A 15982-nucleotide genomic window follows, 5' to 3' on the forward strand; every position below is an offset into this window, starting at 1 on the left:
GACTCCCGCGAAAGGGTCCGCCCAGACACTACGCGCCTGGGGGGACTCCATTTCAAGGTGTCTAAGCGATGCCGGGCCGCTTCAAAAGCGGGCCCCTATTCGAACAGCCGGCTCGCCAGCCGCGCCAGCTTCTGCGCCTTGCCCGAGTACGGCGGGAAGAACAGGTGCGCCAGCGACGTGCGCCCCTGCCGCAGCACCGCGCGCTCATGGCTGAACGTCCGGAAGCCCGTCTCGCCGTGGTACGCACCCAGGCCGCTCTGCCCGACGCCGCCGAAGGGCAGGTTGGGGTTCGCGTTGTGCAGCACCACCGTGTTGATGCAGGTGCCGCCCGCGCTCGTCTCGCGCAGCAGCCGCTCCACCGTCGCCTCGTCCTGGCTGAACACGTAGAGCGCCAGGGGCTTGCCGCCCGCGCGCACCTGCGCCACCACGTCGTCCAGGGACTCGTACCGGAGCACCGGCAGCACCGGCCCGAAAATCTCCTCCTCCATGATGGGCGCGTCCGGCGTCACGTCCGCCAGCACCGTGGGCGCGATGTAGCGCGTTTCCGCGTCCACCCCGCCCCCCGTCACCACCCGCGCCCCCGCCTGCACCGTGCGGTCCATCAGCCCGCGCACCCGCTTGAAGGACCCGTCATCCACCAGCCGGCAGAAGTCCTGGCACGCGCGCCGCGCCTCTTCCGACTTGCCGTAGAAGCGCTCCAGCGCCGCCTTCATCGCCGTCAGCAGCGCCTCCTCCTTCGAGGCGTGCACCCACACGTGGTCCGGGGCGATGCACGTCTGCCCCGCGTTGAGGAACTTGCCCCACACCACGCGCTCGGCCGTCGCTTCGATGTCCGCCGACGCGTCCACCACCACCGGCGACTTGCCGCCCAGCTCCAGCGTCACGCTGGCCAGGTGCTTCGCCGCCGCCTCCATCACCCGCCGGCCCACGCGCGGCCCGCCGGTGAAGAAGAAGTGGTCGAACGGCAGCCGCAGCAGCGCGTCGCCCACCTCCGGGCCACCCTCCACCACCGCCACCTCGTCCTCGGGGAACGCGTCGCGCAGCAATTCCGAGATGAAGCGCGCCGTGTGCGGCGTCTTCTCACTGGGCTTGCACAGCACGGTGTTGCCCGCCGCCACCGCGGCCACCAGCGGCGCCACCAGCAGGTTGAAGGGGTAGTTCCACGGGGCCATGACGAGCACCACGCCGCGCGCCTCGGACTGCACGTGGCTGGAGGTGCCGGTGAGCAAGAGCGGCGTCGTCACCTTCCGCGGCTTCATCCACCCCTTGAGGTGCTTCTGCACGTGCGCCAATTCCTGGAGCACGGGCATGATTTCCGTGGCCTCCACCTCGGCGCGGGGCTTGCGGAAGTCCGCGTGGATGGCGTCCGCCAGCGCGTCCCGCCGCGCGACGATGAGCTCCTTGAGCTTGTCGAGCCGGGCCAGCCGCTCCTTCGCCCCTCGCCTCGCCACGTCCCAGCGGCGCGCCTGGAGGCGGTCGAACGCCTCCCGCACACCCTCCGGCATCCGCTCTTCCGCCAGCTTCACCACGTGCATGGACCGGCTCTCCTTCCGGCGGTGTCCCCTTCGAGAACACCGCCCGAACCGGCCATCTTGCCTACTCCATCAGCCGGGTGGCGCGGGAGGCCATTTCCTGTGCCTTTCCGCGATACGGCGGGAAGAACACCGAAGCGAGCGACTTCATCCACTGAACCGTCACGGCCCGCTCGTGGCTGAACGTCTTGAAGCCGTAGACGCCGTGGTAGTGCCCCAGGCCGCTCATTCCCACCCCGCCGAAGGGCAGGTTGGGGTTGGCCACGTGGATGAGGACGTTGTTCACCACCGCGCCTCCAGACGTGGTGTTCCGGAAGACGTCTTCAATGGCCCGCTTGTCCTGGCTGAACACGTAGAGCGCCAGCGGCTTCCCGCCCGCCTGCACGTGCGCGTAGATTTCCTCGCGCTTCTGGTAGGTCATCACCGGCAGTACGGGGCCGAAGATTTCGCCCTCCATGATGGGCATGTCCGCCGTCACGCCGGACAGCACGGTGGGGGCCACGTAGCGCGAGGGCCCGTCCGCCAGGCCGCCCACCTCCACCTTCGCTCCCACGGCCACCGAGCGGTCGACCACGTCCTTCACCCGCCGCCACGCCACGGGGTCGACGATGCGCGCGAAGTCCGGGCTCGCCTGCCGCTCCGTCTCCGTCTCGCCGTAGAAGCGGGTGATGACGGCCTTCAGCGCGTCCAGGAACTCGCGCTCACGCGAGGCGTGGACGAAGGCGTAGTCCGGCGCCACGCACGTCTGGCCGCTGTTGAGGAACTTGCCCCAGCAGATGCGCTCGGCGGCGGCGGTGAGGTCCGCCGTCTCGTCGACGATGACGGGCGACTTGCCGCCCAGCTCCAGCGTCACGCTGGCCAGGTGCTTCGCCGCCGCCTCCATCACCTTGCGGCCGATGCGCGGGTTGCCGGTGAAGAAGATGTGGTCGAAGGGCAGCTCCAGCAGTGCCTCGGCCATCTCCGCGCCACCCTCGAAGAGGGCCACCTCCTTCTCCGGGAAGACGTCCTTCACCAGCCGCGCCATGAAGCGCGAGGTGTGCGGCGTCTTCTCGCTGGGCTTGCAGATGACGGTGTTGCCCGCGGCGATGGCGGCAATCAGCGGCGCCATCAGGAGCTGGAAGGGGTAGTTCCACGGCGACAGCACCAGCACCACGCCGCGCGCCTCGTAGCGCACGTGGCTGGACGAGCCGGACAGCAGGAGCGGCGTGCCCACGCGCGTGGGCTTCATCCACGACTTGAGGTGCTTCACCGTGTGGTTCAGCTCCTCCAGCGTGGGGTGCACCTCCGTCAGCTCCACCTCCATGGCGGGCTTGCGGAAGTCGCGGTGGATGGCGTCCGCCAGCTCCGCGCGCCGGGTGACAATCGCCTCGCGCAGCCGCTTGAGGCGGGCAATCCGCTCGGCGGCGGTGGTGCGCGACATGTCCCACCGGTGCGCGCGCTGGTCCTCGAAGACCGAGCGCAGGCGCTTGAGCTCGGCGGACGGCTTCGTGTCGATGGGGGAGGGGACGGCTTCAAGCATGGCGCGCTCCGGTTCGACTTCAGGGGTGTGGAAACGAGGAAAGGGCTTCAGCGGGACTCCAGCCCGCGCAGCAGGGTGGTGAGGGCGGCCGTCAGCTCACCGGTGAAGTCCACGCGCAGCGGGGCCAGGTGCGGCTGCTGGAGCAGCTCGCGCGCCACCGGCGCCACGTCCGACATCTGCCGCAGGCCCGTCACCAGCGCGTGCAGGTGGATGAGGAAGCGCGGGCCGTCTCCCTCCTTCAGGAAGGAGAGCCGCTGCTCCACCCGGGCCCCGGTGCTCAGGAGCGCGCCCAGGAGCCGCTCCTTGAACGGCAGCACCTGCGCCGCCGTCACGTTCTGCTCCAGCACCGTCTGGAGCATCGCCAGCAGCCGCGTCAGCGACTCCTCGCCCTCCAGCGACTCGGCCACCGTGCGCGCCAGCCGCGCGCCCGTCCACCGGCCCTCGCCGTGCTCCAGGAGCCCGTCCAGCCGGGCGAACCACGAGAAGAGCAAATCCTCCAGCAGCGCCAGGAACAGCGCCTCCTTCGTGGGGAAGTAGAGGAACACCGTCCCCTTCGCGAGCTTCGCCCGCTCCGCCACGTCCGCCATCTTCACGTCCGCGTAGGACGTGGACCGGTACAGCGCCAGCGCCTCGTCGAGGATGAGCCGCCGCCGCGCCTCCTTGTCCTCGTCCTTCCGCGCGCGCAGGGGCAGGGCCCGCTTCGCCTTCGCCGCCGTGTTGCTGACCATGAGTCAGATGTAAGGTGACCCCAGGTCAGTCGTCAAGTGACTAGCGGTCATCTGTTGGCGCCAGACGGAGGAGGCGGATGATTGGCTGGATGTGGGTGGAGGTGCGAAACTGTGCCCCATGCGTCCGATTGAAGCGGAGCTCCTGTCCGGCAGCGCGCTGTACCGCGAGGTGGTGCTGGAGAAGCTGCTCCACGCGCGCGAGTCGGTGTGGATGGCCACGGCCAACGTGAAGGCGATGTTCGTGGAGCACGGCGGCCGCTTCGTGCCGCTGGTGGAGGTGCTCGACAAGCTGGCCGCGCGGGGCGTGGCGCTGCGGCTGTTGCACGCGGAGCTGCCCAGCCGCCCTTTTCGCGCGGCCTTCGACAAGAAGGCGCGGCTCGTCGCGGGGGGCCTGGGGCTCAAGGTGTGCCCGCGGGTGCACTTCAAGGCGGTGGTGGTGGACGGGGCGTGGGCGTACCTGGGCAGCGCCAACCTCACCGGCGCGGGGCTGGGCGCGAAGGGCGACACGGTGCGCAACTTCGAGCTGGGCTTCGTCACCGAGGACTTCGACACCATCGACCGGGTGACGGCGCTCTACGAGGCGGTGTGGAGCGGCGCCGAGTGCCGCACGTGCCGGCTGCGCGCGGTCTGCCCTGACCCAATCTTGCCGGCCGGCGGGAGGATGGAGCAAAAGCGGGGCGCCGCGCGGCTGGGCAAGGCGCGCCGCTTGAGGCGCCACACCTCGGAGACCCGCTGATGATGAAGCTCTATTTCACCCCGAAGACGCGCTCCACCCGTCCCCGCTGGATGCTGGAGGAGCTGGGCGTCCCCTACGAGCTCATCACCGTCGACCTGTCGAAGGGGGAGCACAAGCGCCCCGAGTACCTGCGCATCCACCCCGTGGGCTCCGTGCCCGCGCTGGAGGACGACGGGCTGCCCGTGTTCGAGTCCGCCGCCATCCTCCAGCACCTCGCGGACCGCTACCCGGAGAAGGGGCTGGCCCCGGCCGTGGGCACGCCGGCGCGCGGTGAGTACTACGCGTGGATGATGTTCTGCATGGCCACGCTGGAGCCGGCGCTCGCCAGCGTCGCCTCGCACACGCACTTCCTGCCGGAGGCCGAGCGCGTGCCGTCCGAGGCGGAGCGGGGCCGCAAGCGCTTCGCGGAGCTGGCCCGCATGCTGGAGGAGAAGCTGCGCGGGCGGGACTTCCTCGTGGGGGACGGCTTCACCGCCGCGGACGTGCTGCTGGCCTCCATCCTCGGCTGGGCCCGGGGCAGTGGGCTGCTGGCGGACTTCCCCGGCCTCCAGGCCTACGTGCAGCGGCACATGGCCCGTCCGGCCGCGCAGCGCGCGATGAAGTAGGGCCGTGGCCCGGGGCCGCGCCAGGAGTCTTCGCCTGGCCGCCCCGGCCGCCTCCCGTCCTCCGGAACCCCTTCCTTGAGCAAGGACGCCTCTTCCAAGCCGCCCTACGAGTCGGACGCCTACCTGCGGCTGCGGCGCCGCAACCTGCTGCTGTGCGCGGGAGGGCTCCTGCTGTCCGGCGCCTCGCACCAGCTGACACTCGGCCGGATGATTCCGGAGGTCCTCGTCGTCCACGCGGCGTGGAGCTCCACCTTCGTCGCGCTGGCCCTGGCGGTGTCAGCCCGGTGGGTGCCGTCCCGGATGACGGGCGCGCTCGCCGCGCTGATCAGCCTCACCGCGCTGATGCTCGACATCCGCTTCACCGGGGGGCTCGCCAGTCCCTTCTTCCCCGGCCTGTACGCGGTGCCGCTCATCATCGCCGTCTTCACCCCGGGGCGCCGGGAGCCCACGCTGGTGGCGTGCGCGCTGACGCTGGTGTCCCTGCTGCTGACGTGCTGGTGGTCCGGCGCGACGCTCCAGGCGACGCTGTCGCAGGTGTTCTCCTTCGCCTTCGTCGCGTGGGTGTCCGCGTACGGCGGGAGGACGTTCCGCCGCCTGCGCGACGCGGAGCGCGAGGCGGACCGGGAGCGCGTGGAGGCGCTGCAGCGGCTGGCGGAGAGCGAGCGGCTGCGCTCCCAGGCCGAGCGCAACCGCGCGGAGATGGAGCGGCTGGCGGTGATGGGCAAGCTGGCCGCGGGCGTGGCGCACGAGGTGAACAACCCGCTGGCCTTCGTGAAGTCCAACCTGGGCTTCCTGGAGGAGGAATTGGGCGAGCCCGCGCCGGACGTGGAGGAGTTGCGGCGCGTGCTGGAGGAGACGCGGCAGGGGGTGATGCGCATCCAGCAGATTGTCGCGGACCTGCGCCGCTTCTCGCGCGACACGGCGGAGACCGACGAGCGCTGCGCGGTGGGTGACGCGGTGGACGAGGCCCAGCGGCTGGCGTCGGTGCGGCTGCGCAGCCTGGGCGAGGTGATGGTGGACGTGGCCCCGGACCTGCCCCTGGTGCGCATCAGCCAGCGCCACCTGGTGCAGGTGCTGGTGAATCTGCTGCTCAACGCCGCGGACGCGCTGGACACGGCGACGCCCCGGCGCCCGGGGCGCGTCGTCGTGAGCGCCATGGCCACGGACGGCGGCGTGCGGCTGGAGGTGGAGGACAACGGGCCGGGCATTCCCGAGTCCGTGCTGCCGCGCCTCTTCGAGCCCTTCTTCACCACCAAGCCCCCGGGCAAGGGCACCGGCCTGGGACTGGCGCTGTGCCGCGAGTACGTGGCGCGCGCCGGAGGCACGCTGGCGGTGGAGAACAGCCCGGAAGGCGGCGCCCGCTTCACCCTGTGCCTGCCCGGCGTCGTGGAGCCCCGTCCGGGCTGACGGCGCCTTCTGGGGCGGCACGCTACGGAGGCTCGGGGGCCTCGTCCTCGTCGGCCTGGGCACTGCCCGCCGTCTCGAGCGCGGGCGTCTTCCCCAGCTTCATGTCCCGCCACGAGCTGGGGGACGCGCCCACCATCTTCCGGAACAGGCTGCTGAAGTGCTGGAGCGAGGCGCAGCCCACCTCCACCGCCACCGCGGTGAGCTTCATGTCCGTCTCCAGCAGCAGTGACTGCGCCATGCGCACCTGCACGGCGTTGAGCTCCGCCTGGAAGGACGTGCCCGCCTCCTTCAGCCGCCGCTGGAGCGTCCGCTCGGACATGCCCATCTCCCGGGCCACGTCCGCCAGATTCACCTCCGGGAGCTTGCCCTTCATCACCTGGTGCAGCTCGCGCAGCAGCGGCGACTGGCCGGTGGCCTCGGCCACCAAGTCATTCAGCTTCGCCAGCAGCGGCGCCGCGAGCGCCTCCGGGTGTCCCAGCCACTGCAGCGCCTGGGCCGGGTCGCTGAAGGCACGGCTGGGGTAGGCCCCGGACAGGAGCGTGTAGAAGCCGCCCACCACCGCGCCGACGACGCCCTCCGGACGCACCAGGGCCTGCTTCAACACGGACGTGCTGAAGGCCTTCTCGCGCGGCTGCATGTACTTCACCAGGACGGCGAAGGCGGACGGGTCCGCGGCCTCCAGCCGGCGCGCATCCACCAGCGAGGCATGGGGTTTGGCGGGCGCCAGCTCCACGTCCAGCACCTGGACAAGCCGCCGCACCTGCGACTCACCCGGACGCCCCCAGAGAATGAAGCCGCACAGGTCCGCCGTGGCGTACCAGTGCAGGAAGCCCTCCCCGACTACGTAACGGCCGAGGGGGTCCCGGAGGTAATCGTCGAGTCCGTCTGCGGATCGCACGGCTCGGCAGAATAGCGCTTAATGATTCGGGCCACCCAGAACGGATTAATGGGCGAAAGCGGGGTGATGAGGGCCGGACGGACCAGGGCCGAGGCGGCGAGCTCCCGGGTGGTCTCCGGCAGCTCGTACCAGGGGGCCTGGGGCTTCAGGTGGTGCGCCTGGTGGTAGCCCGCGTTGAAGAAGAAGAGGTTGTACAGGCGGGACGTAGAAGTATTGCCCAGCGCGTCACGGTGGCTGGCGTCCGTCTCGAAGTGGGCGGCGAGGTTCAGCCAGAGGATGCACACCTGCCCCACCAGGAGCACCCCCCACCAGGCCAGTCCCAGCGCCGGCCGCCAGAGGACGAGCGCCAGCAGGGTGCCGTCCACGGCGATGAAGTCCACCACCAGCTCCAGCCGCTGGTTGCGCTTCGCCGCCCAGCGCCACACCTGCCCCACCGTCTCGAAGGGCCAGAACCAGGGCGTCAGCGCCCCGCGCAGGCAGTAGCGCAGGGCCCCCTCGCCGGGGCGCCGCCGGCCCCAGTCCCCCGGGCCGTCGTTGTACTTGTGGTGGTTGAAGTGGTGGATGTAGTAGCCGCGGTAGGGGAAGCCGCACGCCATGCCCAGCGTCCGCGACACCAGCCAGTTGGCCAGCTTCGGGCGGGCCGTGGACAGGTGCATGTGGTTGTGCAGGACGGCGTAGTTCCAGAACAGCACCACCCAACCCAGCGCGCACATCCCCAGGCGCCCCGCCAGGCCCAGCGCATCCCAGCTCAGGATGAAGGACGGGAACCAGACCCACCACAGCGCGTGTACCGCGAGCTGCGGCAAGTCGAAGGTGGGGGGCGGGGGGCGGGGGGCGCGAGTCATGAATACTCTCAGTACGCCTGCCCGCGCCGCGCCGCTTCACTCCACGCGCCAAGCGCTTGCGCCAAAGCGAAATCCGCCCTGTCGCCTCCCCCTCGAGTGACTCGCCCCGGGTTCCCCCTGCCCCGGGCCGAAGTCCAATCCGGCTCCCTCTCTTCCGCGTGGGTTGGAAGAGAGGGCCCGTCCCAGGAGCGGGACGTCAGTTCTCCAGCGCGTGCGCCACCTGCCCGAGCAGTCGCAGGCGCGGCGCGTCCAGCTTGCGCACGGTGCGCAGCAGGCGGCGCACCTCGGGGCGCTCGCGATACTCCGGCGGGTCCTCCGCCAGGGCGGGCGCGCCCTCGACGCCGGCCATGCCGAGCAGCACGTCCGACGAGCAGTTGAGGACCAGGCACAGCTTGCGGAGCGTGCGGACGCTGGGGAGCATGTGGCCGCGCTCGAGGCGGCCGTACACTTCAGTGGCGATGCCGACGCGCTCGGCCACGTCGGCCTGGGTCAGCTCCAGCCGCTGCCGCGCCGCGCGAACCGCGTTTCCAATGATGGTTGACAGTCGTTGTTCCATGGCGTGCGGAAACCTGTCGAAAAGAGGGCTTCACCCCCCGCTTTCGAGCGGAGAGACACCGGGGCGAAGGGCCTGCCGTTGGCTGCCTCGTGGAACACAGACTACGAGTCGGGTCTGACATTCCGGCGCATCCGGGAAGGCGTGTGGAAGCGTCCGGAATCGGGCGGGTTTTCCGCCCGGCGAGGACACGCTGAGCGCGAGTCGCAAGTGGAGGCGAGGCCGAAAAATCGGCCTGGGCGGCGTTGTCAATGACGCGCGTGGTGCGGGATGGAAAAGCCCTGGTGTTTCCGGGGTTTACGAAGGCGTGAGGTCTGACATAGGTTGGGCGCCCCGGTGGGTACCGGGAGACCGGTGCATGCCTCCGGTGACGCGGAGCCGGGGTGCATCGCGCGCCTTCCGGGGAGGGATGTTGAGGTCGTGAGCGACGAGCGTCCGGACGCGCTGCTCAAGAGCGCACTCGAAAAGATTGTGTACTTCGAGGCTCGTGCGGAGCAGCTCCATGGCGAGCTGGACTCGACGCGCGAGGAGATGGCGCACCTGAGGCGCGAGCTGGCGGAGACGCACCAGCGCGAGCTGGAGCTGCGGCGCGAGGTGGCGGAGCTGGAGGTCCGCATCAGCCGCATGCAGGCCGAGCGCGAGGAGCTCACCCGGCTCAACCAGGCGCTGCGCGGTGAGCGGCACCAGCTCATGGACAAGCTGCTGGACGCCAGCCGCATCCGCTCGTCCGCGCAGGAGCGCGCCGAGGAGGACGACGACCTGGGGCTGGACCTGGCCTCGTTCATCTCCCAGCTCCGCAGCGAGGTGCTGCTGCGCGGCGAGGCGGGGCCGGTGGCCCACGGCGTGGTGGTGCCTCCCGTGCGCGGGCCGGCCGTGCCGCTGCGCGCGCAGGCCAGCGTCTCCTCCGACAGCGAGCCGCCCGTCGCGGCCATGGAGCGCGAGCCGGAGAAGGGGAACGAGGGCCTGTCTCCGGTGGCGCGCGAGGCGCAGCGCTTCTTCCAAGCGGGCCGGCTGGGCGTGAGCGCGGCGCAGCACGCGGAGTTGTCCGCGCACGCGGGCTTCGGCAGCACCACCGACGAGACGCTCTTCGGCTTCTCCGTGCGCGAGCTGTCCGCGCAGGACGCCGCCGCCCGGGTGCGCGCCGCCGAGCGGCTGAAGGCCCTGGCCCAGCCCGCCGCCGCGCCCGCGCTCGCCGCCGCGCTGCATGCGGAGACGGATGCCTCCGCGCAGGTGGCGCTGCTCCAGGCCTTCGCCTCGCTGTGCCGCGAGCAGGGCGCGTCCGTGGTGTCGCCGCTGTTGTCGTCGCCGGTGCCGGAGGTGCGCATCGCGGCGCTGAAGGCGCTGCTGACGCTGGCGCCGATGGACGCGGCGCCGCACCTGGCGCAGGCGATGAAGGACCCGGACCGCTCGGTGCGCCGGCGCGCGTCGCTGCTGGCGCTGGGGCTGGAGGGCGAGACGGCGCGCCGGCTCGGCGAAGAGGCCATCCACGACGCGGACCCGGAGGCGCGCGCGCTGGCCGCGCTGGCGCTCGGGGCGGGCAGTGGCGAGAACGCGCGCACGCTGCTGCTGGGCGCGCTGGCGGACCGCGAGCCGCGCGTGCGCAAGGCGGCGGCGCAGAGCCTGTCGCGCATCCTCGGGCACGACGTGTCCGCGGTGGTGGAGCTGGACGACACGCACCGGCGCCGGGAGATTCGCCGGCTGGCGACGCTGCCCATCAAGCCCGTGCGGGCCCGGCTGGAGCAGCCCCGGCCCGTGGCGGTGGCTCCGGTGCTGGCCGTGGCGCAGGCGCCGGCTCCGGCCGTGGTCGCCGCCGTGAGCGCGTCGAATGGCTCGCCCGCGCAGGCGATGAACGGGCAGGGTGCCGCCGCGCAGCCCGTCTACGCCGTCGCCGCCGTGGGGCATGCGCAGGCCGGCTCCGCGCCGGCGCTCCGAGCCGCGCCTCCGACGCCGCCTCCCACCGCTCCCGCCGCGCCGGCGCTCCGAGCCGCGCCTCCGACGCCGCCTCCCTCCGCTCCTGCCGCGCAGGCGCTCCGAGCCGCGCCTCCCGCCGCGCCTGCCGCGCAGCAGGTCCGTGCCGGCTCCCCGCTCGCGCAGGTCGGCGCCGCAGCCCCTGTGCAGAACCCCCGGCCCGCTTCTCCGCCGCCCGCGCCCGCGGCTCGCGCCAACCCGCAGGCTCCGGCCTCACGCCTCTCGCCCGTGCAGGCGGCCCTCGTCGCCATGGGCGCCGTACCCGGGCAGGCCGCCGCGGCGCCGCGCGCTCCCACGCCCGCCGAGCCCCCCTCCGCGCCGGGCCGTCCCACCGTTTCTCCCGTCGAAGCGCTCTGCTCGCAGATGCTGGCGGAGGTCCGCGCGGCGGTGCGAGGCCGCTCGCTCGTCGAGCTGGCGCTCAGCCTGTCGGCTCCCTCGGAGCTCGCCCAGGAGGCGCTCACCCTCCTGTCCGCGCGGGGAGCGGTGGTCCGAAGGGGGCACAAATACTTCGCCGCTTGAGGCAAGGTAGCCGTTCCGCACGTCTTGCGAAGGGTCGTCCATGGAAGCGCCGACGTACAGCTCCAAGCAGGTGGCCGAGATGCTCGGCGTGTCCCCGAAGCAGATTCCGCCGGAGTCGCGGAAGGACACCTACACCCCGGATGACATCTGGGAGCTGCGCACCACGCTGAACGCCTTCCCCGCGCGCCTGGGCCACCGCCGTCAGCTCTTCCTCAACTTCAAGGGCGGCACCGGCAAGACGTCCCTGTCCACCTCCTACGCCTGGCGCCTCGCGGAGCTGGGCTACGCGGTGCTCCTCATCGACCTCGACAGCCAGGGCCACGCCACCAAGTGCCTCGGCTACGAGGGCGAGGACTTCGAGAAGACGCTCCTGGACGTGCTCGTCCGCAAGACGCCGCTGGCCAAGGTCATCCAGAAGTCCACCCTGCCCAACCTGGACTTCGTCCCGTCCAACCTCACCATGTCCACCATGGACCTCGCGCTGATGCCCATGTCCGGCCGCGAGTTCAAGCTGCGCAACGCCCTCAAGGACGTGGAGGCCCAGTACGACGTCATCGTCTTCGACGCGCCTCCGTCCTTCGGCCTGCTCAACCTCAACGCGCTGATGGCGGCGAACGACTTGTTCGTCCCCGTGCTCGCGGACTTCCTGTCCTTCCACGGCCTCAAGCTGCTGTTCGAAACGGTGCAGAGCCTGGAGGAGGACCTGAACCACGTGCTCGACCACGTCTTCATCGTGGTCAACTCCTTCAACGCCACCTTCAAGCTGGCGAAGGAAGCGCTGGAGGCCCTGCAGACGCACTACCCGGAGTTCCTGCTGCCCACCATCATCCGGCAGTGCACCAAGTTCGCGCAGGCCTCCAGTGAGGGCCGCCCGGTGTTCGTCGCGGACCCCACGTCCAAGGGGGCCAGCGACATCCAGGCCATGATTGACAACATCCTGCCGCGCCTGGTCGCCGCGGCAGCCGCCGCCCCGAAGAAGGGCACCCAGCAGGCCGGCTGAGAATCGCCATGAAGAAAGCCTTCGAACAGAACGTGTCCCGCGCCAAGCCGCGCCTCCGCCTGGGGGCGCTGACCGGCCTCATCGACCCGGCGGCCGAGCCCGCCCCCGAGGAGGCGGACGTCTCCGCCGAGGCCGCGCCGGCCCCCACCGCCGAGGCCCCGGACCTGTCCGCCGAGGTCCGCGCCCGCATCGAGCGCGCCCGCGCCCCGCGCCCCACCGCCGCCGAGGCGATGGACGCCGCCCTGCGCGCGCCGGAGACCGAGGCGCAGTACGCCGCGCCCGTCACCTACGCGTCGCCGGCCCCGGCGCCCGAGGCCCTGCTCGACGATGCGCCCGCCGCCGCGCCCGTCACCTTCGCCGCGCCGCCCACGGCGCTGCACCTGGACGGCCTCGGGGCCGGACACCCGCCAGAGGCGCACCCCATGACGCAGGCCTCGGCCCACGCCTCGCTGCCCCATGTCACCGCCACCGTCGCGGAGCCGGTGGCCCGCGTGGAGGCGCCGCCCACGGAGGTCGAGGTGCAGACGCCCGCGCCGCCCCATGACGACACGCAGGACTCCGCCGGGCGGCGCGAGCGGCTGAAGGCGCGCCTCAAGGCCGTGCGCGAGAATCCGCGCCCGGAGCCGCTGCCGGCCACCGTGGCCGAGGCGGGCCAGCGCGCGGTGGAGCGCATCACCCACCTCCAGGCTGAATTGGTGAAGGTGAAGGCGCTCAACCTCTCCCTCACGCAGGACCTCGAGGTGTCGCGCCGCCAGGCGGAGAAGGCGACCGAGGAGGCCCGGCTGCGCATGGACGAGGCGCGCCGGCTGTCCGCGGAGATGGAAGGCCGCGTGAAGCTGCTGGCCGACCTGGAGCGCGAGCTGTCCGCGCTGGAGGGCGAGCGCGACGAGGCGCTGCTGTCGCTCCAGGAGACGCGGCAGGCGCTGCAGGCCGCGGCCCGTGAGCGGCAGGAGCTGGAGGACGAGGTGGCCCGGGGCAAGCAGTCGCTCGTGGACAGCCTCGCGGAGGAGGAGCGGCTCGCCGGTGAGCTGGAGTCCGCCAAGGACGAGTCCATCTCGCTGCGCCGCACCGTGGAGGCGCTCCAGGGCGAGCGCGACGTGCTGGCCCAGCAGGTGGCCTCGCTCACCGCCGAGCGCGCCGAGCTGCTGGAGGCCCGCAAGGCGCTCGAGTCCGTGCACCGCGCGCTCAGCCAGGCGACCCTGCGCTGACCGTAGCCCCGGCTCCGAGAGTCACCTCTCGGAGTCGGCTATCCCCGCTGAAGCGGCGCCCTCTGGTGCGGGTGCTCCAGCCGGCTCCGCGAGTCACCTCTTTGAGTCGCCTGCCTGCTCGCGGACGTGGAGCCACCCGGTGCGGGTGGCCGGCATGTCGGGCGCGGGGTCTCCTTCGGTGTCGTCGCAACGCGACGCTCCGGGAGTCCCCCCATGACGCGCCCGCTCCTCGTTGCTCCGCTGCTGCTCGCCGCCTGTGGCGGTGGAGAACTCAGCCTCTCCATCACCAGCGACGACCTCGGAGACAACTCGCTGTCCCTCTCCGCGCCCGCGGACCTCACCACCGTGAGGGCGCTGAACGTCACCGTGGATGAGGTCTGGGTCCACGTCTCGGGCGACGACCTCCCCGACGTGGTGAAGGGCGAGGATGTGGAGGCCAGCTCGGACGGCTGGCACCTGCTGACGGCCGAGGACCAGTCCCTCGACGTGATGACGGTGCGCGGCGGCGCCGGGTGGCCGCTCGGGGACTTCCCGTTGCCCTCGGGCCGGCTGACGCAGGTCCGCCTCAAGCTGAAGGCCTTCGTGGCGCCGGCCGCCGAGCGCGCGAGCCTTCCAGGCTCCGTGGTGGAGCAGGACGGCACGACGTGTGACTTGAGCATCCCCACGAGTGCCGTCGAGCCGGGCCTGAAGCTCTCCGGCGTCCTCCCGGCGATGCGCATCGAGGCCGGCGGCAGGCACCGCGCGCTGGTGAATCTGAAGATAAAGGACTCGACGAAGCTCGACGGCGCCACGTGCGCCTACAAGCTGGACCCGGTGCTCAAGGTGAAGTGGTCCGGCGGGGGCGGCGACTCGAGGTAGCCGCGCGCCCCGGCCGTCTTCGCTACTTCGCGTCCTTCGCGACGCCGGTGCCGCTGGCGGGCCGGATGACGGCGAAGTCCGGCTGCTTCAGCTTCGGCGAGCGCAGGCCCTCGGTGGCGACTTCCGGGAACTCGCCCGCCTTGCCCTTCAGCGTGCCGAGGTAGGCGACGAGCTTGTCCTGTCGCTCCTGCTTCTTCGGGTGGTTCTTCTGGTTCTTGACGTCGGTCATCTTGGAGATGAGCCCGAGGTAGGCCGCCGGGTCGTACCCCGCGGAGAGCATGAGCTGGACCGCCATCCGGTCCGCCTCGAACTCCAGCTCCGGCTTGTTGCCATCGTCGAAGGCGGCCAGCGTCTTCTCCGTGAAGTAGGCGAGCAGGCCGGGCTCGTTGTCCAGGTCCAGCGTTCCACCCGTCTCCAGGGCGGCGAGCAGGGTGGTCGCATTCGCGGCGGACAAGAGGGCCTTGCCGCCCGCCTCGACCGCCCGGGCCGTCTGGCACGCGTCGACCTTCTGCTCGTTGTACTGGCGGATGGCGTGCTTGAGCACGCCATGGGCGATTTCATGCGCCAGCGCGCCGGCGAGCTGGCCTTCGTTGTCCACCTCCATCAGCAGTCGCCGCGTGACGAGGACGTAGCCGCCGGGCGCGGACAGCGCGTTGAACTGCTCCGTGTCGTTCAGCACGCCGAACGTCCACTCCAGCGTGGGCCGAAGCGACTGGGCCGCCAGGTTCTTGCCCACGATGTTGACGTAGTCGTGCAGCTTCTTGTCTTCCGCCGAGGAGAACATCAACCCGCCGCCGCGCTGCACGAAGTGGACGGTCAGCGCGCCGCCGAGGGCGTACTCCTCCGCCACGCTGGGCTCGACATCCAGCTTCTTGCACTCCGCCACTTCCACGGCGCCCTTCGCCACATGGGGAGCCGCGTCCATGCCCTTGTTGACGAGGGTGTTGAGGTTGACGCCGCGGCAGGACGCCGCCAGGGTGCCCACGCTCACCAGCACCGCCAGCATCTTCAGTCGCCAGCCCATCAGTTGCCTCCCTTCTTGCCGGAGCCCTTCTTCGCCACCATCCCATCGCTGGGCCCCACCACCGGGAAGAGACCGGCCTCGGCCACGTGCGCCGCGATTCGCTCGGGCGTCAGCTGCGTGTTCAGCTTCTCCAGCGCCTTGATGTCCGCGACGGCCTTCCCGTAGTCGCCCTTCTTGCCCTTGCCGTAGGCCTCGGCTCCGGGGCTGAGCGCCTTCACCGCGGCGCCGCTGGCGACGAACTTCTTCGGGTCGAGCTGCTGTGTGCCGTCCTTGTCCGTTACCAGCTCCATGTTGGGCTGGGTGGTGGACAGGTTGCTCTGGAACACGAAGCCCTTCTTCCCGTCCACCTCCACCTGGTGCCACTGCTTGCTCTTCGGGTCCGCGCCCTTCCACGTCACCTGTTCCCCGGGCTGCAGGATGAGCACCGTGTCCGCGGTGGGGGACGGCCCCTTCATCACCCGCGTGTTCTTCGCCTTCACGTACAGCAGTCCGTTCACCTTCACGGCCGCCGCCACGCCCGGAAGGCCCAGCGCCAGCACGGCGGCGGTGATGGCCGCTCTCGTCCTCATCCTCATGGGTTCC

At 71.4% G+C, this 15982-nt stretch carries 15 protein-coding genes; 7 read left to right on the plus strand and 8 right to left on the minus strand.

Annotated features, from left to right (window positions below; all coding sequences use genetic code 11):
- Positions 1-95: 95 nt before the first annotated feature.
- From ACX9TP_RS04160 to ACX9TP_RS04170, 3 genes are all read right to left on the minus strand, one after another.
- The gene (locus tag ACX9TP_RS04160; RefSeq protein WP_482978401.1) at positions 96-1535 is read right to left on the minus strand and encodes an aldehyde dehydrogenase family protein; all 1440 of its coding nucleotides are present in this window, start codon (positions 1533-1535) and stop codon (positions 96-98) included.
- A 61-nt stretch (positions 1536-1596) separates the two neighbouring features.
- On the minus strand, positions 1597-3051 hold the full coding sequence (locus tag ACX9TP_RS04165) for an aldehyde dehydrogenase family protein (protein WP_482978402.1): 1455 nt from the start codon (positions 3049-3051) through the stop codon (positions 1597-1599).
- Between the two features lie 47 nt (positions 3052-3098).
- On the minus strand, positions 3099-3779 hold the full coding sequence (locus ACX9TP_RS04170) for a TetR/AcrR family transcriptional regulator (RefSeq protein WP_482978403.1): 681 nt from the start codon (positions 3777-3779) through the stop codon (positions 3099-3101).
- Between the two features lie 118 nt (positions 3780-3897).
- On the opposite strand from ACX9TP_RS04170, the gene ACX9TP_RS04175 reads away from it, so the two are divergent.
- From ACX9TP_RS04175 to ACX9TP_RS04185, 3 genes are all read left to right on the plus strand, one after another.
- A complete protein-coding gene (locus ACX9TP_RS04175) occupies positions 3898-4515 on the plus strand; it encodes a phospholipase D-like domain-containing protein (protein ID WP_482978404.1) in 618 nt (205 codons plus the stop codon).
- Entirely contained in the window at positions 4515-5120 is a 606-nt protein-coding gene (locus ACX9TP_RS04180; RefSeq protein WP_482978405.1) for a glutathione S-transferase family protein, read from the plus strand. Before ACX9TP_RS04175 ends, ACX9TP_RS04180 begins: the two co-directional genes overlap by 1 nt.
- A 75-nt stretch (positions 5121-5195) precedes the next feature.
- Entirely contained in the window at positions 5196-6527 is a 1332-nt protein-coding gene (locus ACX9TP_RS04185; protein WP_482978406.1) for a sensor histidine kinase, read from the plus strand.
- 22 nt (positions 6528-6549) lie between these two features.
- On the opposite strand, the gene ACX9TP_RS04190 is transcribed toward ACX9TP_RS04185, so the two are convergent.
- The 3 genes from ACX9TP_RS04190 to ACX9TP_RS04200 all read right to left on the minus strand — a co-directional run bounded on the left by ACX9TP_RS04190 (position 6550) and on the right by ACX9TP_RS04200 (position 8826).
- Positions 6550-7287 (minus strand): helix-turn-helix transcriptional regulator, encoded by a 738-nt coding sequence (locus ACX9TP_RS04190; RefSeq protein ID WP_482978407.1) that lies wholly within the window; start codon positions 7285-7287, stop codon positions 6550-6552.
- A gap of 80 nt (positions 7288-7367) precedes the next feature.
- A complete protein-coding gene (locus ACX9TP_RS04195) occupies positions 7368-8270 on the minus strand; it encodes a fatty acid desaturase family protein (protein WP_482978408.1) in 903 nt (300 codons plus the stop codon).
- Positions 8271-8466: 196 nt separating this feature from the next.
- Positions 8467-8826, minus strand: coding sequence for a helix-turn-helix transcriptional regulator (locus ACX9TP_RS04200; protein WP_482978409.1), 360 nt, complete (start codon positions 8824-8826; stop codon positions 8467-8469).
- Positions 8827-9243: 417 nt separating this feature from the next.
- On the opposite strand from ACX9TP_RS04200, the gene ACX9TP_RS04205 reads away from it, so the two are divergent.
- The 4 genes from ACX9TP_RS04205 to ACX9TP_RS04220 all read left to right on the plus strand — a co-directional run bounded on the left by ACX9TP_RS04205 (position 9244) and on the right by ACX9TP_RS04220 (position 14376).
- Entirely contained in the window at positions 9244-11310 is a 2067-nt protein-coding gene (locus ACX9TP_RS04205) for a HEAT repeat domain-containing protein (protein WP_482978410.1), read from the plus strand.
- A gap of 40 nt (positions 11311-11350) precedes the next feature.
- A complete protein-coding gene (locus tag ACX9TP_RS04210) occupies positions 11351-12310 on the plus strand; it encodes a ParA family protein (protein ID WP_482978411.1) in 960 nt (319 codons plus the stop codon).
- A gap of 8 nt (positions 12311-12318) precedes the next feature.
- Complete coding sequence (locus tag ACX9TP_RS04215) at positions 12319-13518, plus strand: extensin-like protein (RefSeq protein ID WP_482978412.1); 1200 nt, start codon at positions 12319-12321, stop codon at positions 13516-13518.
- Between the two features lie 213 nt (positions 13519-13731).
- Entirely contained in the window at positions 13732-14376 is a 645-nt protein-coding gene (locus ACX9TP_RS04220) for a DUF4382 domain-containing protein (protein WP_482978413.1), read from the plus strand.
- Positions 14377-14398: 22 nt separating this feature from the next.
- Here the strand turns inward: ACX9TP_RS04220 and ACX9TP_RS04225 are convergent, their stop codons facing one another.
- Positions 14399-15400, minus strand: a complete 1002-nt coding sequence (locus ACX9TP_RS04225; RefSeq protein WP_482978414.1) for a M48 family metalloprotease — start codon at positions 15398-15400, stop codon at positions 14399-14401.
- Positions 15400-15975, minus strand: coding sequence for an SH3 domain-containing protein (locus tag ACX9TP_RS04230; RefSeq protein ID WP_482978415.1), 576 nt, complete (start codon positions 15973-15975; stop codon positions 15400-15402). The genes ACX9TP_RS04225 and ACX9TP_RS04230 overlap by 1 nt, the downstream gene beginning before the upstream one ends.
- Positions 15976-15982: the final 7 nt, after the last annotated feature.

It is taken from the genome of Pyxidicoccus sp. M15 (genome assembly GCF_056858435.1).

Bases quoted from the DNA above. Each gene is read 5' to 3' on its own strand.
- ACX9TP_RS04160 (WP_482978401.1), bottom strand. From the start codon at position 1,535: ATGCACGTGGTGAAGCTGGCGGAAGAGCGGATGCCGGAGGGTGTGCGG.
- ACX9TP_RS04165 (WP_482978402.1), bottom strand. From the start codon at position 3,051: ATGCTTGAAGCCGTCCCCTCCCCCATCGACACGAAGCCGTCCGCCGAG.
- ACX9TP_RS04170 (WP_482978403.1), bottom strand. From the start codon at position 3,779: ATGGTCAGCAACACGGCGGCGAAGGCGAAGCGGGCCCTGCCCCTGCGC.
- ACX9TP_RS04175 (WP_482978404.1), top strand. From the start codon at position 3,898: ATGCGTCCGATTGAAGCGGAGCTCCTGTCCGGCAGCGCGCTGTACCGC.
- ACX9TP_RS04180 (WP_482978405.1), top strand. From the start codon at position 4,515: ATGATGAAGCTCTATTTCACCCCGAAGACGCGCTCCACCCGTCCCCGC.
- ACX9TP_RS04195 (WP_482978408.1), bottom strand. From the start codon at position 8,270: ATGACTCGCGCCCCCCGCCCCCCGCCCCCCACCTTCGACTTGCCGCAG.
- ACX9TP_RS04200 (WP_482978409.1), bottom strand. From the start codon at position 8,826: ATGGAACAACGACTGTCAACCATCATTGGAAACGCGGTTCGCGCGGCG.
- ACX9TP_RS04210 (WP_482978411.1), top strand. From the start codon at position 11,351: ATGGAAGCGCCGACGTACAGCTCCAAGCAGGTGGCCGAGATGCTCGGC.
- ACX9TP_RS04215 (WP_482978412.1), top strand. From the start codon at position 12,319: ATGAAGAAAGCCTTCGAACAGAACGTGTCCCGCGCCAAGCCGCGCCTC.
- ACX9TP_RS04220 (WP_482978413.1), top strand. From the start codon at position 13,732: ATGACGCGCCCGCTCCTCGTTGCTCCGCTGCTGCTCGCCGCCTGTGGC.
- ACX9TP_RS04225 (WP_482978414.1), bottom strand. From the start codon at position 15,400: ATGGGCTGGCGACTGAAGATGCTGGCGGTGCTGGTGAGCGTGGGCACC.
- ACX9TP_RS04230 (WP_482978415.1), bottom strand. From the start codon at position 15,975: ATGAGGATGAGGACGAGAGCGGCCATCACCGCCGCCGTGCTGGCGCTG.